Source organism: Pseudomonas sp. A-B-19 (genome assembly GCF_019947515.1).
In the GTDB taxonomy this organism is placed as follows: domain Bacteria; phylum Pseudomonadota; class Gammaproteobacteria; order Pseudomonadales; family Pseudomonadaceae; genus Aquipseudomonas.
Genome location: NZ_JAGYGN010000020.1, coordinates 90,010 through 103,860, shown reverse-complemented (window position 1 = coordinate 103,860; position 13,851 = coordinate 90,010). Strand labels below are relative to the sequence as shown.

12 protein-coding genes and 1 pseudogene are annotated in these 13,851 nt (G+C 52.1%); 11 read left to right on the top strand and 2 right to left on the bottom strand.

All coding sequences use genetic code 11. The features are described 5' to 3' along the window. The 10 genes from KGA81_RS21090 (at window position 1) to KGA81_RS21040 (ending at window position 10,727) form a co-directional block, all read left to right on the top strand. Window positions 1-1,419 carry an aldehyde dehydrogenase family protein gene (locus tag KGA81_RS21090; RefSeq protein WP_223548056.1) on the top strand — a complete coding sequence of 473 codons (1,419 nt, stop codon included), beginning with the start codon at window positions 1-3 and terminating at the stop codon, window positions 1,417-1,419. Window positions 1,420-1,518: 99 nt separating this feature from the next. Further along, window positions 1,519-3,057, top strand: coding sequence for an amino acid permease (locus KGA81_RS21085; protein ID WP_223548054.1), 1,539 nt, complete (start codon window positions 1,519-1,521; stop codon window positions 3,055-3,057). Window positions 3,058-3,092: 35 nt separating this feature from the next. Further along, complete coding sequence (locus KGA81_RS21080; RefSeq protein WP_223548051.1) at window positions 3,093-4,295, top strand: trans-sulfuration enzyme family protein; 1,203 nt, start codon at window positions 3,093-3,095, stop codon at window positions 4,293-4,295. Window positions 4,296-4,508: 213 nt separating this feature from the next. Further along, window positions 4,509-4,826, top strand: coding sequence for a DMT family transporter (locus KGA81_RS21075; RefSeq protein WP_108217387.1), 318 nt, complete (start codon window positions 4,509-4,511; stop codon window positions 4,824-4,826). Between the two features lie 463 nt (window positions 4,827-5,289). Next, a complete protein-coding gene (locus tag KGA81_RS21070) occupies window positions 5,290-6,072 on the top strand; it encodes a transporter substrate-binding domain-containing protein (RefSeq protein ID WP_223548048.1) in 783 nt (260 codons plus the stop codon). A 57-nt stretch (window positions 6,073-6,129) separates the two neighbouring features. Next, complete coding sequence (locus tag KGA81_RS21065) at window positions 6,130-6,858, top strand: ABC transporter permease (RefSeq protein ID WP_223548046.1); 729 nt, start codon at window positions 6,130-6,132, stop codon at window positions 6,856-6,858. Then, window positions 6,855-7,565 (top strand): ABC transporter permease, encoded by a 711-nt coding sequence (locus KGA81_RS21060; protein WP_108217390.1) that lies wholly within the window; start codon window positions 6,855-6,857, stop codon window positions 7,563-7,565. The genes KGA81_RS21065 and KGA81_RS21060 overlap by 4 nt, the downstream gene beginning before the upstream one ends. 102 nt (window positions 7,566-7,667) lie before the next feature. Continuing rightward, window positions 7,668-8,429, top strand: a complete 762-nt coding sequence (locus KGA81_RS21055; protein WP_024777150.1) for an ABC transporter ATP-binding protein — start codon at window positions 7,668-7,670, stop codon at window positions 8,427-8,429. A gap of 12 nt (window positions 8,430-8,441) precedes the next feature. Next, entirely contained in the window at window positions 8,442-8,939 is a 498-nt protein-coding gene (locus KGA81_RS21050) for an Lrp/AsnC family transcriptional regulator (protein WP_223548042.1), read from the top strand. A 609-nt stretch (window positions 8,940-9,548) separates the two neighbouring features. Further along, complete coding sequence (locus tag KGA81_RS21040) at window positions 9,549-10,727, top strand: M20 aminoacylase family protein (protein ID WP_223548040.1); 1,179 nt, start codon at window positions 9,549-9,551, stop codon at window positions 10,725-10,727. A 401-nt stretch (window positions 10,728-11,128) separates the two neighbouring features. Here the strand turns inward: KGA81_RS21040 and KGA81_RS21035 are convergent. Both KGA81_RS21035 and csiR read right to left on the bottom strand, forming a co-directional pair. Further along, window positions 11,129-11,470 (bottom strand): annotated as a pseudogene (locus KGA81_RS21035) (integrase); the annotation flags it as partial. Window positions 11,471-11,943: 473 nt separating this feature from the next. Next, window positions 11,944-12,642 carry a DNA-binding transcriptional regulator CsiR gene (gene csiR / locus KGA81_RS21025; RefSeq protein WP_223548037.1) on the bottom strand — a complete coding sequence of 233 codons (699 nt, stop codon included), beginning with the start codon at window positions 12,640-12,642 and terminating at the stop codon, window positions 11,944-11,946. A gap of 195 nt (window positions 12,643-12,837) precedes the next feature. Here csiR and glaH point away from each other — a divergent pair, with 195 nt between their 5' ends. Next, entirely contained in the window at window positions 12,838-13,815 is a 978-nt protein-coding gene (gene glaH, locus KGA81_RS21020) for a glutarate dioxygenase GlaH (protein WP_223548035.1), read from the top strand. Window positions 13,816-13,851 lie beyond the last annotated feature (36 nt).

Sequence of the window (13,851 nt, the reverse complement as noted above, 5' to 3'; positions counted from 1 at the left end):
ATGAATAGCTTGAGTCTTTCGCTCGCTGTTGATTATAAAACCATAACAGTTTTGAGCCCGTATGATGGCGCTGTAGTTGGAGAGGTGACGGACATACCCGCTTCATTGGCCACTGCGATCATTGATACGGCGAAGCTTGGTGCCCAGATCGCCAAAGAGCTCCCACGACACGAGCGTGCTCGCATACTGGAAAAAACCGCTGCTTTGGTCGAGAGCGATAAGGAGGCGTTTGCCAGTCTGATTGTTGCCGAGTCGGGAAAAACGATCAAGCAGGCGAGAAAGGAGGTTTTGCGCTGCGTCAATACGTTGAAACTGTCCGCCGAGGAGGCCAAACGCAATGCTGGTGAAGTGATTCCGTTTGACTCCTATGTCGGATCCGAGTCCCGTCAGGGATGGTTTACTCGGGAGCCTTTGGGTGTAATTGTTGCAATTACCCCATACAACGATCCACTCAACTTGGTCGCTCACAAGTTGGGGCCTGCGATCGCTGGCGGTAATGCTGTTGTACTCAAACCTTCTGAGCTCTCTCCGTTATCTGCCATTAAGCTGGTGGCCTGCCTGAACGCTGCGGGTCTCCCTCCTGCGGTCGTGTCCATTGCAACTGGAGGGGCCGCGCTGGGCAAGGCACTGGTCGCTCATCGAGCGGTACGTATGGTTTCCTTCACGGGTGGTTTTGTCACCGGTGAGCAGATCTCTCGCAATGCAGGCCTTAAAAAACTGGCGATGGATTTGGGGGGCAATGCCCCGGTTGTCGTGATGGGCGATTGTGATCTGAATGAAGCCGTTGAGTCCTGTGTATCAGGCGCTTTTTGGGCTGCCGGGCAAAATTGTATCGGTACTCAACGAATTCTTGTTGAAGAGACAATATATGAAGAGTTCAAAAAGAAATTCGTTGTGAAGACAAGTGCTTTAGTCGTGGGAAATCCTGCTGACGAAAGCACGGATGTTGGGCCAATGATTACTGAAGCCGCTGCAAAACGCACTGAAGAAGTAGTCGTCGAGGCAGTCGATAAAGGGGCGAACCTGTTATTTGGTAATGTACGCCAAGGTTCGCTTTACTCACCGACGGTCCTGGAGAATGTTAGCCAAAGCTGTAAAGTTTGGTGTGAGGAAGTATTCAGTCCGGTTGTCATTCTTCAAAGCGTGGCCTCGCTTGATGAGGCGCTAACGCTGGCTAATGAGCCAGAGTACAGTTTGCATGCGGGTATTTTTACCAGCAATTTGAATGTCGCCATGAAAGCAGCTAAACGACTCGAAGCTGGCGGCGTCATGATTAATGACTCATCTGACTATCGTTTTGATGCCATGCCATTTGGTGGTTCCAAATACGGCAGCATGGGGCGTGAAGGTGTGCGTTTTGCGTATGAAGATATGACGCAACCAAAAGTGATTTGCTTAAACGGCATCGGTGGAAGTTGATTAAAGGATCGATGTGAATCCCTAGGATTAAATCTGGTCCTCGGCAAGGCTCTTCTGGTCGGTAGAGCCTTGCCCAATACAACAATAAAAGGTAACAAAATGAGTGTGAATGATCTTAAACCCACACGCGTGCCATCGTCTGGTGCAACTCGAAAGAGAGACTTCAGCGCAGAAGATGCGGGCTATCAAAAGGTGCTCAAGCCTCGCCAGGTTCAGATGATTGCCATAGGGGGGGCAATCGGAAGCGGTCTATTCATGGGCGCAGGCGCACGACTCGCTGAAGCCGGACCCTCGCTTGTGTTTGTCTATGCAATCTGTGGCTTTTTTGCGTGGTTCATCATTCGGGCTATGGGCGAACTGGTGATGTATCGCCCATCCTCGGGCTCGTTCGTCTCCTATGCTCGAGAGTTCTACGGTGAAAAATGGGCTTTTGCCGTGGGATGGATGTACTGGACTGACTGGGTAATGGTTGCCATTGCAGATCTCACAGCGACAGCACTCTACCTGCATTTCTTCAAAACCTATGTCCCTTTCATGGGCGACATCCCTCAATGGTCGTTGGCACTGGGAGCATTGGGTTTTGTTACTGCGATTAACCTTGTCTCGGTAAAAATTTTTGGTGAACTTGAATTCTGGTTTGCCCTGATCAAGGTGGCTGCATTAACGACTTTCCTTGGGATCGGCATTTACATGGTGTTGTTCGGCACTCCGCTGCCAGGCCATGAGGTCGGGTTCAAACTGATTTCTGACAATGGCGGTTGGTTCCCATCAGGCCTTTTGCCCGCCGTAATCATGATCCAGGGGGTGATATTTGCGTATGGCAGTGTGGAGTTGGTTGGTACTGCAGCTGGCGAAGCCCAAGACGTCGCTACAGTCATGCCGAAAGCAATTCGGGCAGTTGTTTTCCGCATTATTGTTTTTTACGTTGGTTCTGTATTGCTGTTGGCAATGCTGCTCCCCCACACAGCGTACTCGGCGGGGGTAAGCCCGTTTGTGACTTTCTTCGGCTCGCTGGGGATCAAGGGTGCAGACGCGATTATGAACATGGTCTTGATTACCGCGGCCGTGTCTTCTCTGAACGCCGGCATTTACTCCACTGGCCGGGTGCTTCGCTCGCTGGCAATCAACGGATCAGCCCCTAGCTTCCTGGCCAAGATGAACCGTCAAGGTGTTCCGTTCGCTGGCATCATGCTGACGACCGTTGCTTCACTAATTGGTGTCGTACTTAACGCCATTGTTCCGGGTGAAGCCTTTGAAATCGCGCTGACACTCACGGCCGTTATGTTGATCGGTTCGTGGTCAACAATCGTCCTGTGTCAGATCAAGCTCTTCAAATACTCCCAGCAAGGTGATCTGGAGCGTCCGGGGTTTCGAATGCCGTTTGCGCCTTACAGTGGTTACGCGACTTTGGGGTTCTTCGGTTTGGTTCTGATTCTTATCGCATTCGATTATCCCGTAGGTACGTACTCGATTGCTTCGCTGCCGTTTTATGCCGCTGCCCTTGTTGTTGGTTGGTACATGGTTCGTGGCCGTGTTCGTGCAATTGAGAGTGGTGAATTAGTCTTTGACGAAAATCAAGAATTGGTCCGGGCAGATCAGACCAATCATCCTTCTTTTACTCACCTTCAGAATCAATGACACCAAACTAAAAAATAACTTTGGAGGAAATAGGCATGCGTCCTGACAAAAAGAATCTGTCCACACTTTCGGCGGCTACGCTGGCAGTTCATGGTGGGAATGTCATCGACACCACTACTGGTGCTATTCGCACGCCGCTGGTGATGGCCAACTCTTATCTGTTGCCAGATGATCCGTCGACGATGGACTGGTCCAGCCCTGATGGCCTCGTGTACACACGAAACCAGGGTCATAACCAGGTATGCCTGGAGAAGAAACTTGCTGCGCTTGAAGGTTGTGAGGCGGCAGCTGTATTTGCTACCGGTGTAGCTGCTTTGCATTCGATATTTTTTGCCTTTTTGAAAAGTGGCGACCACGTTATTGTCAGTGACGTCACCTACGAGGCCGTATGGCGACTGTTCGCGGAGCTTCTGCCGGAGCGCTATGGCATTGAAGCCTCGTTTGTGGATATGGCTGATTTGGAGGCTGTTCGGAGAGCGATCCGCCCTAATACCAAACTTTTTCATACTGAGACAATTGCCAACCCAACTACCAAAGTCGCGGATATTGCTGCGCTGGCCGAGATTGCTCATGCGCACGGTGCACTGATTTCTGTCGATGCAACCTTCACCCCACCTCCGTTCTTCCATGCAAGCCAACATGGGGTGGACTTCGTTGTCCACTCCCTGACCAAGTACATCAATGGCCATGGCGATTCCATGGGTGGGGTGGTTCTGGGTTCCACTCAGATAATCACTACAATCAAGCACGATGCTCTTGTTGATCTCGGCGCGACCATCTCTCCGTTCAATGCCTGGCTGATAATGCGTGGTTCTGTAACGTTGCCTTTGCGTCTGCAACAGCATCTCAGATCTGCTGAGAAATTGGCTGCATTTCTCGATGCAGATGATCGTGTAGCTTTCGTCTACTACCCAGGGCTTCCATCCCATCCACAACATGAACTCGCTCGTCGGCAGTTCGCAGGGCGCGGCTATGGGGCGATGATGGCTTTTGCAGTAAAAGGGAATCCGGACACTCAAAATCGGTTTGTTTCAAATCTGCGCATCATCACTTCTGCAGTTTCCCTAGGTCACGATGAGACCCTTATTGTTCACGTGGGTGCAGAAGGCCGGGGTGGTTTTGACAAGTATCCTGAAGAGTTCCGTACATACGGTCATCTCCGTCTTTCGGTTGGACTCGAAGATCCCGACGATTTGATAAAAGATATTTCCTCTGCGTTGGACGAGACATTCAAGTGATTTGAAAATTTAAAGGCTCGTGCCAACTTTAGCTTTGGATGCACGATTTTGCTAAATATATGGTCTGGTTGGTAACCCTCCTTTGCCCTCGTACCAGCGGGGGCTTTTTTACTGGGTCCTATCAATGGTTCCAGTTTTACAAGGGTCAAATCTCCAAATCATATTAGGTTTTGTCCGTCGGAGTTGTGGCGGATCTTTCAATGGAGGCGAATCATGGCTTGGATATGTTTAATTTTTGCAGGGATACTTGAAGTTGTTTGGGCTTTCTCCATGAAGCAATCTGAAGGTATGACCAAGCTTGGGCCGACTGTTGTTACCTTGGTAATGGTAATGGCAAGTTTTGCTCTCCTGTCATTTTCAATGAAAAGTCTTCCACTTGGTACTGCCTATACAATTTGGACAGGCATTGGTGCTGTTGGCGCGTTTGCAGTGGGTATCATCCTTCTAGGCGAACCCGCGAGCCTTATGCGAGTTGTCGCAGCTGTCTTAATTGTCAGCGGTCTTGTAATGATGAAGCTGGCTTCAGCTTGATTTTTTCTGTTTTGGTTAGCAAATAAATTATAAGAGTTGGAGTGCCGCCTCAGCATTTCCTGAGGAATTTCATGCGCTGCTTTTTTGTTTACTTTTGCAAAAACAGGTTTTCAGTCAAGCAGATTGCTCTCTGTTGCGAGCGGTTTGCTCATAATATTGATCTGTTTGCCATATTTTGATAAGCGAGCCATCGGCGTACTATCAGTGTCCAGTACAAGGATATGAGGTCTTGATTATGACTGAGTATAAAATTGCTTCGCTTGATTTTTTAAGAAATGGAGGTGTCTAGCTAAATTTCTATTGCCGTTGATTGAGTAACGCTTGTCACAGCTCTTAAATGGGCGTGCAGCAATGCAACTATTACGGGGCTTATATCCGAAATGTAGTTGCCAAAAGAAGAAACGTTAAAGTCGTCAGATCGTTAACTGCCCTTAATCAAACTACAATATCTAGGGATTCTCATATGATTTCGCTTCGAAAGCTCTTCGTGTTAGCACTTTTCCCATTTTGCGCGAATGTCGCGCTGGCCAAGGAATACAAAGAACTGCGTTTTGGCGTTGATGCTTCTTACGCACCATTCGAGTCTAAAGCCGCAGATGGTAGTCTTACGGGGTTTGATATCGATCTGGGTAATGCAATCTGTGCCAAATTGAAGGTCAAGTGTGCATGGGTCGAGAGCGATTTCGACGGCACGATTCCTGGCCTGAAAGCCAACAAGTTCGATGGCATTCTCTCTTCCATGACGGTGACCCCAGCCCGCGAGAAAGTCATCGACTTCTCAAATGAACTGTTCTCCGGCGCAACCTCTTACGTGTTCAAGAAAAATTCTGGTCTGAGCGAAGAGGTTACTTCCCTTAAGGGCAAGACCGTAGGCTATTTGCAAGGAAGTATCCAGGAAGCCTATGCCAAAGCAGTTCTGGATAAGGCTGGTGTCAAAACTCAGGCCTATCAGAACCAGGATCAGGTTTACTACGACCTGGTTTCCGGTCGCCTCGATGCGGCGATTCAGGACATGCTTCAAGCTCAACTGGGTTTTTTGAATTCCCCCCAAGGCACTGGTTATGAAGTCAGCAAGCCCGTTGACAGCGAGTTACTGCCAGCCAAAACAGCTATTGGTATCTCTAAAGGTAACAAAGACCTCAAGGCCTTTTTGGATAAGGGCATCCAAGCGTTACACGATGACGGTACCTATGACTTAATCCAGAAAAAACACTTCGGTGATCTGAATCTCTATAGCGGCAAGTAAGGCCCCGGTGCCCGTCCTCGGGGCGGGCGCTTTATTATCGCGATAGGTTCCTGAATTATGTTCGAAATACTGTTGCAGGCCCTCGGGCTTTCCACATACAGCATGAAAGGGTTTGGTCCTCTGTTGCTGGAGGGCGCCTGGATGACCGTCAAGTTGTCAATACTCTCGCTGCTGCTGAGCGTGCTGCTTGGTCTTATCGGGGCCAGTGCCAAACTTTCCAGTGTCAAATTCCTGCGAATCCCAGCACAGCTCTACACTACCCTGATTCGCGGGGTGCCGGACCTAGTGCTGATGCTACTGATCTTTTACAGTCTGCAAACCTGGTTGACCGGGATCACGCAGGCACTGGATTGGGAATACATAGAGATCAATCCGTTTGTTGCCGGGATCATCACGCTGGGGTTTATCTACGGGGCCTATTTCACTGAGACCTTTCGCGGGGCGATGCTAGCTGTGCCCCGTGGACAGGTGGAAGCGGCCACCGCCTATGGCTTAAGTCGCACTCAGCGCTTTTGCTTTGTGGTCTTCCCGCAAATGATGCGTTTTGCTTTACCGGGTATTGGCAATAACTGGATGGTCATCCTCAAAGCCACTGCACTGGTGTCGATCATAGGCCTTGCTGACTTGGTAAAGGCAGCCCAGGACGCTGGTAAAAGCACCTATCAATTGTTCTATTTTCTGGTCTTGGCAGCGCTTATTTATTTGGTGATTACCAGTACTTCAAACTATGTCCTGCGTTGGTTGGAACGGCGTTATGCGGCAGGTTCCCGGGAGGCTGTACGATGATCGAACTCTTGCAAGATTACTGGAAGCCTTTTCTCTATAGTGACGGCCATCAGATCACGGGGCTGGCCATGACCTTGTGGTTGCTCAGTGCCTCAATCTTCATCGGCTTTTTGGTGTCGATCCCGTTGTCCATTGCCCGGGTTTCATCCAAGTGTTACCTACGCTGGCCCGTACAGTTCTACACCTACCTGTTTCGGGGAACGCCGCTCTATATCCAGTTGCTGATCTGCTACACCGGGATCTACAGCCTGGCTGCAGTTCGTGCACAACCAGTGCTCGATGCATTCTTTCGCGACGCGATGAACTGCACCATCCTTGCGTTTGCGCTGAACACCTGCGCTTACACTACGGAGATTTTCGCCGGAGCAATTCGCAACATGGCCCATGGCGAAGTCGAAGCTGCGAAGGCCTATGGCCTGACGGGTTGGAAGCTCTATGCCTACGTGATCATGCCATCGGCGCTACGCCGCTCGTTGCCGTACTACAGCAACGAAGTAATTTTGATGCTGCATTCGACCACTGTGGCCTTCACTGCAACCGTCCCGGACATTCTGAAAGTTGCTCGCGACGCCAACTCGGCGACCTTTCTGACCTTTCAATCGTTCGGTATTACTGCGCTGATTTACCTGATGGTTACCTTCGCGCTTGTCGGACTATTCCGCATCGCCGAGCGCCGTTGGTTGGCTTTCCTTGGTCCGGCTCATTAGGGCTTGGTACTCCATATGGCCGCTCATTAGGCCTCGGGCTTTGTCGCCGGCTGTCACAGCTGCACAGCGACGCCACATTTTCCCTTAGAGGAGATTGCGCACATGTACAAATTGACTGTTGAAGAATTGCACAAGAGTTACGGTAACCACGAAGTACTCAAGGGCGTATCTCTGAAAGCCAAAACTGGTGATGTGATCAGTTTGATCGGCGCCAGTGGGTCAGGCAAAAGTACCTTCCTGCGCTGCATCAACTTTCTCGAAACACCCAATGACGGAGCCATGAGCCTGGACGGCAAGCAGATTCGCATGGTCAAAAACCATCATGGCATGCAGGTGGCCGATGCCGCTGAGTTGCAAAGGCTGCGCACCCGTCTAGCCATGGTTTTCCAGCACTTCAATCTGTGGGGCCACATGACCGTTCTGGAAAACATCACGATGGCCCCGCGCCGGGTGCTGGGTGTCAGCAAAAAAGATGCTGAAGATCGTGCCCGACGTTATCTGGACAAGGTGGGGCTGCCAGCGCGTGTTGCGGAGCAGTTTCCAGCATTTCTCTCTGGCGGTCAGCAACAGCGAGTGGCGATTGCACGAGCATTAGCGATGGAGCCGGAGGTTCTGCTGTTCGACGAACCGACGTCGGCGCTGGATCCGGAACTGGTGGGCGAAGTACTAAAGGTGATTCAGGGCCTGGCCGAAGAAGGCCGGACCATGATCATGGTGACCCACGAAATGAGCTTTGCCCGCAAGGTGTCGAGCCAGTTACTGTTTCTGCATCAAGGCCGAGTCGAGGAGCAGGGTGGGGCAGAGATTCTGGATAATCCGCGCAGCGAGCGCCTTCAACAATTTCTGTCTAATGGACTGAAGTGAATAGAGTTAACAATGAAAAGGAAGGAAGAAAATCCCGATTTTTCACGAACATTGGGGCGTATTGATGAGGCTATCATTGACGTATTACGCCATGACGGGCGCATCACGTACCAGAAACTAGCAACACTTGTGCACCTGACCGCAAGCCCTTGCCAGGAACGCGTACGCAAGTTGGAGAGGCTAGGGGTGATTCGCGGTTATGGTGCGTTCATCGATGTGCAAAAGGTCTCTCCGGGATTGTCACTACAGGTATTGGTCGCTGTATCGAGCGAGAATCGGCGCACTGCACAAAAAGCCTTCGAAGCATGTGTAGATAGCTGTCCTCAGGTCTTGGAATGCCATCTTATCAGTGGTCCGTTCGACTACAGCCTGCGTATGCGCTGTACAGATATGAAGCACTATCGTGCGCTTACGGAAGTTTGGTTGGAGAATGAGGACCTGTATATCGACAAACTGGTTGCCTATCCTGAATTGTCTATTGTTAAGCATTCGCCCACACACCACAACTAGCGGTGTAGTGTAAAAGATACGGGCTAAGCATGAGATGAGCTGGCGCAGGTCTTAAAGACTGCCGTTGGAGTTAAATAATAAAAACAGAAATTTTTAATCTCGGGTAAATTGCCAATGACTGTCCACTTAAGGTTCAGCCACAAAGTTCTGCTCGCCGCATCCCTTGTAGTCATTGCAGCATTTTCATTATTCACACTGTACAACGATTATTTTCGGCGCGACGCTATACGTACAAACCTCGAAAGCCACCTTGAGGGGATGAGCAAAATTGCTGCAAGCAATGTCCAGGCTGGGCAGTCTGGACGTGTTCTGCTCTAGACACCATCGCTCAGACTGTTCCAGCGACAATACGCCGGACAGTGTGGTGCGCCTACTGGAACAGCAGGCGCGAAATATACCTGCCAGATCAGCCAGTGACGGCGTGGGTATTTGTTATTGCGCGCTACACACTCGCTCGAGGTAGGGGTGCGTCATGATGTGCTCCACGACTCCCTAGACAATTCAGCTGCCTGCCTATGATTGAGCAGAGCTTGCAGCACTTAACGTTGATGAGCTTTATATCCTCGCACTTTGCAGGCGAGCCTCCCTTACATGAAACAGGTGAAGTCCATGACCGTTCGACCCATGCTGCCGGGTATCCGTGCCATTGAAGCTGAAATGATTGAGTTGCGCCGTCAGCTTCATGCTTATCCGGAGCTCAGCCTTAAGGAGTTCAAAACCTCAGATCTGGTTGCTGCCAGGCTCGAGTCGTGGGGGTTTGAGGTACATCGTGGCTTTGGGGGGACTGGTGTTGTAGGGCGTTTGCAGCAAGGTTGTGGAAGTAAGGTCATTGGTATTCGAGCAGATATGGATGCGCTGCCGATTCAGGAGCAGACCGGATTGCCGTATGCGAGCCAGCATCCAGGCGCCATGCATGCCTGTGGTCATGACGGCCATACTGCAATGCTGCTGGCTGCCGCGCAGCACCTAGCCAACAGCCGGCAGTTCGACGGTACGCTGGTGGTCATCTTTCAGCCTGCCGAAGAAAGCGATGGGGGCGCGCAGAAAATGCTGGATGATGGTCTCCTGGAGCGATTTCCCTGTAATGCGTTGTTCGGTATGCACAACATGCCTGGGTTGCCAGTAGGGAAGTTGGGTTTTCGGGCGGGGCCGTTCATGGCCTCCACCGATACTGTTGAAATTCGAATTGATGGTACGGGCGGGCATGGCGGAATGCCACATAAAGCCATTGACCCTATACTTACTGGAGGGGCAATTGTCATGGCGCTGCAGAGTATTGTGTCGCGCAATACGGATCCTCTGGAGACGGCGGTGATCACTGTGGGCTCCTTTCATTCTGGTGAGGCGCCCAATGTCATTCCGGGGCATGCAGTACTCCAACTATGTGTTCGCGCCTTGAAGCCTAACGTTCGTGCCGACCTTCTCAAGCGGATTGTCCAGGTTGCCCAAGCTCAGGCGCTTAGCTTCGGCGCCAGTGTCAGTGTGGAGGTTGATAGGGAAGAATCATTGCCACCCTTGATCAATGATCCTCAGCTTACTGCGTTTGCCCGACAGGTCGCTGTTGATTGGTTGGGTGAAGAGGGGGTGATTCAAGACATGGCACCTATTGCTGCCAGTGAAGATTTTGCAGTGATGCTTGAGCATTGTCCTGGCAGCTATCTCTTTATCGGTAATGGTGATGGGGAGGGGGGGTGCATGGTGCATAACCCTGGGTACGACTTCAACGATGACTGCCTGGGGACGGGGGCTAGTTACTGGGTTCGGTTAGTTGAACAGTTTCTGGTTTGAGCTGGTTGAGATCAGGTGCAGTACTTACCCGATCCAGTACCATTTGTGAGTGAGAGACAGGAGCAGCACAGTCACCAGCGCAATGATTGCGGCACTGGTGACAACCAGGGATTGTCTCCCCGGCAAGACCCCCACGAAAAAAGAAAGTAACTGTCCGGAAAAAATCTCAATTGAACGGTACGCAAGGTTACGTTCCATCTGACGTACGTCACTCTGCTCAGGTCATGGTGGTTGTCGGTCCAGGCCAGGAACGTTGAAGTGCTTCATTCAAAAAGCGGGTGAAGGCCTGCACCCGAGCGGTATGTCTAAGGTCCTGATGAGTGAGGACCCAAAGTCCCGTTTTGAGCGCGTCGAGTCCTACGAACGGGACCCGCTCTAGCCCGGGGGTTGAATCTCCCAAATTCACCGACAATCTCAATCCGCCGCTTCACACTGGTTTTTCCCTGCTGAACCGTAAGTTGCCCATTACGAACATCTCGCTCATCCATTTTTAACGTATCGGCGATGCGTTGAGCGGTGAGATAGAACAGGTCCAAGGCATCACGAAGTGGTTGCCCGGCGTGTGCATACACCTTTTGTAGCAAGTCATCCTCGACGTAAACATCCCGTCCAGACTCTTTGTTGCCTTTGATCCCCGAGCAGGGATTGGCCAGGGCCGTGTAACCGCTCTGACGGGCGAAGTTCCAGATAGAGCTGAGCAGCGCCTTTTCGCGGTTTGCCCTCACGGGGGCGGTTTTTGAGCGATACTGCGGATTCCACGACCATTCGGACACCCATTCCACCAACATCCGGACACTGATTCCACGCTGATCCGGACACTCATTCCACGAGTATTCGGACACCGATTCCACGGCCATCCGGACACTTTCAGGCAGGCAACAACGGCAGTCTCTCGAGCAACGACTTCCATTGGAATGAAGAGGCTGAGGAGTATCACTGCCCAACTGGCAATGTTTGGTATAGCGAATGGCGAGCCTGCTAAAAACTGTGTTTGCACGTTATGAAAGCCAACACCATCATCTTCCGATCTAGGCAATGCGCTCTGGGCATACGGTTACCGCGCTGCGTTGTGCTAGGGAATAGATAGCCACACAGTGATGTCTCGCAGAAACATGGTAAGGGGGGACTGCGCGAAGTAAGGGATTTGCAGGCGTCGTCGATACTTCATCTAGAGTGGGCGATATGCTCGCTTCGGCCGACCCGTTCAACCCCAAACTCACGCGGCACTGCCCATCCCTTGCGCCAGCATGATCTCGGCGATGATCGGCACCGGCGTCATCAGGTGAGTGCGCATCATGGTGCTGGCCCGTGGCGCATCGCGGGCCAGAATAGCTTCAACCAGCGCGGCATGTTCCTTGCGCTTCAACGCCAGGGCTTCTTCGGAGAAAACCGTCTGGGTCAACCAAAGGTGGCGGTAGCGTTCTGCCTGGTCAAACAAATAGCCACGCGCCTGTAGCAGGTGTTTTGAGCCACAACCGGTGGCGATAGCCGTGTGGAAGGCCTTGTGCCGTTCGTCCCAGACATCCAAGACCTGCTCTCGGGTTTTGACATCCATAACTTTCGAGAGGGTATGGGACTGGGCAAGGATCTGCGCCTCCCAGGCGTCGTCACCGCGCTCAATGGCCAAGCCTACGATCATCGCCTCGAGGTTGGCGCGGGCATCGTAGATGTCCTGCATTTCCTTCAACGACATGGGCGAGACCCGGTAGCCCTTCTGGCTGATCACTACTACCAGATGTTCGGCTACTAATTGCGAAAGCGCCTCTCGCAGTGGGCCAACCCCCAAGTCATAACGCTCCTTGAGCCCGCTCATGAGGAGCTTCTCTCCGGGCTTGAAGACCCCACGAATGATGTCCTGTTTGAGTCGCTCATACCCGCTGAATGCAGAGTTCTGCTTGGGGGCGAGGCTATCCAAAGGTGCTGCTCCTGATATCGACAAGGTCCAATCATACCTAAACATCGGTCATACGAAAAATATAAGACGGAATGATGTTTTGTCGATTAACAATAAAAATGTAGACATTATTATTTTATGGCGATATTTTTGGTCTGCGCCTGATCCAGATCAATGCTGGAAGGGCTAATCCCTACCTTCTGCCCAGGAACTGCCATGAACGCCTTTACTCAGATTCAGGACCTTGTGATGCCACTCCCAGCGGAGACTAAGGGCTTCATCCTTACCCCTTCCAGTCAGTCGCCGCGTCTGCTTGAGCTGAAATTCGCCAAGGAAACCGTCGACGCATTCGTCAAGGCGGTGGCGCAATGGCCGGTCCAGGCCCTGGAGTACAAGTCGTTCCTGCGTTTCCGGGTCGGTCAGATCCTTGACGAGCTGTGCGAGGGCACCCTGCGCCCGGTGTTGGTCAACACCATTCTGGACCGCGCCACCGGTGGCATGCTGATCACGCCTGAAGGTTTGAATGACGTGACCCAAGCCGATGACATGGTCAAGTTCTCCTCGGCCGTCGCACACCTGATCGGTCGCTCCAACTTCGATGCCATGAGCGGACAGTTCTACGCGCGCTTTGCAGTGGTCAACACCGACAATTCCGACAGTTACCTGCGCCAGCCACACCGGGTCATGGAGCTGCACAATGACGGCACCTTCGTTCAGGAACGCACCGACTACGTGCTGATGATGAAGATCGACGAGCAGAACATGGAGGGCGGCAACACCTTGCTGCTGCACCTGGACGACTGGGAAGACCTGAACCACTACTACACGCACCCGCTGGCTCGCCGTGAAATGCGCTTCACCGCGCCACCCAGCAAGAACGTGCGTGAAGACGTGTTCCACGCGGTGTTCGACAACGACGCCGAAGGCCGCCCGACCATGCGCTACATCGACCAGTTCGTGCAGCCCAAGGACTTCGAGGAAGGCATCTGGCTGACCGCCATGAGCGAATCCCTGGAAGGCAGTCAGGAGAAGGTTTCGGTACCGGTGCCGGTCGGAAGCTTCGTGCTCGTCAACAACATGTTCTGGCTGCACGGCCGTGACCGCTTCACCGCCCACCCGGGCCTGCGTCGTGAGCTGATGCGTCAGCGCGGCTACATCAGCTACCAAAAAACCATGTACCAGCGCGGCCAGTAAGGTTTGGCAAACGCTGAAGTGACGAGGGCCACCTCA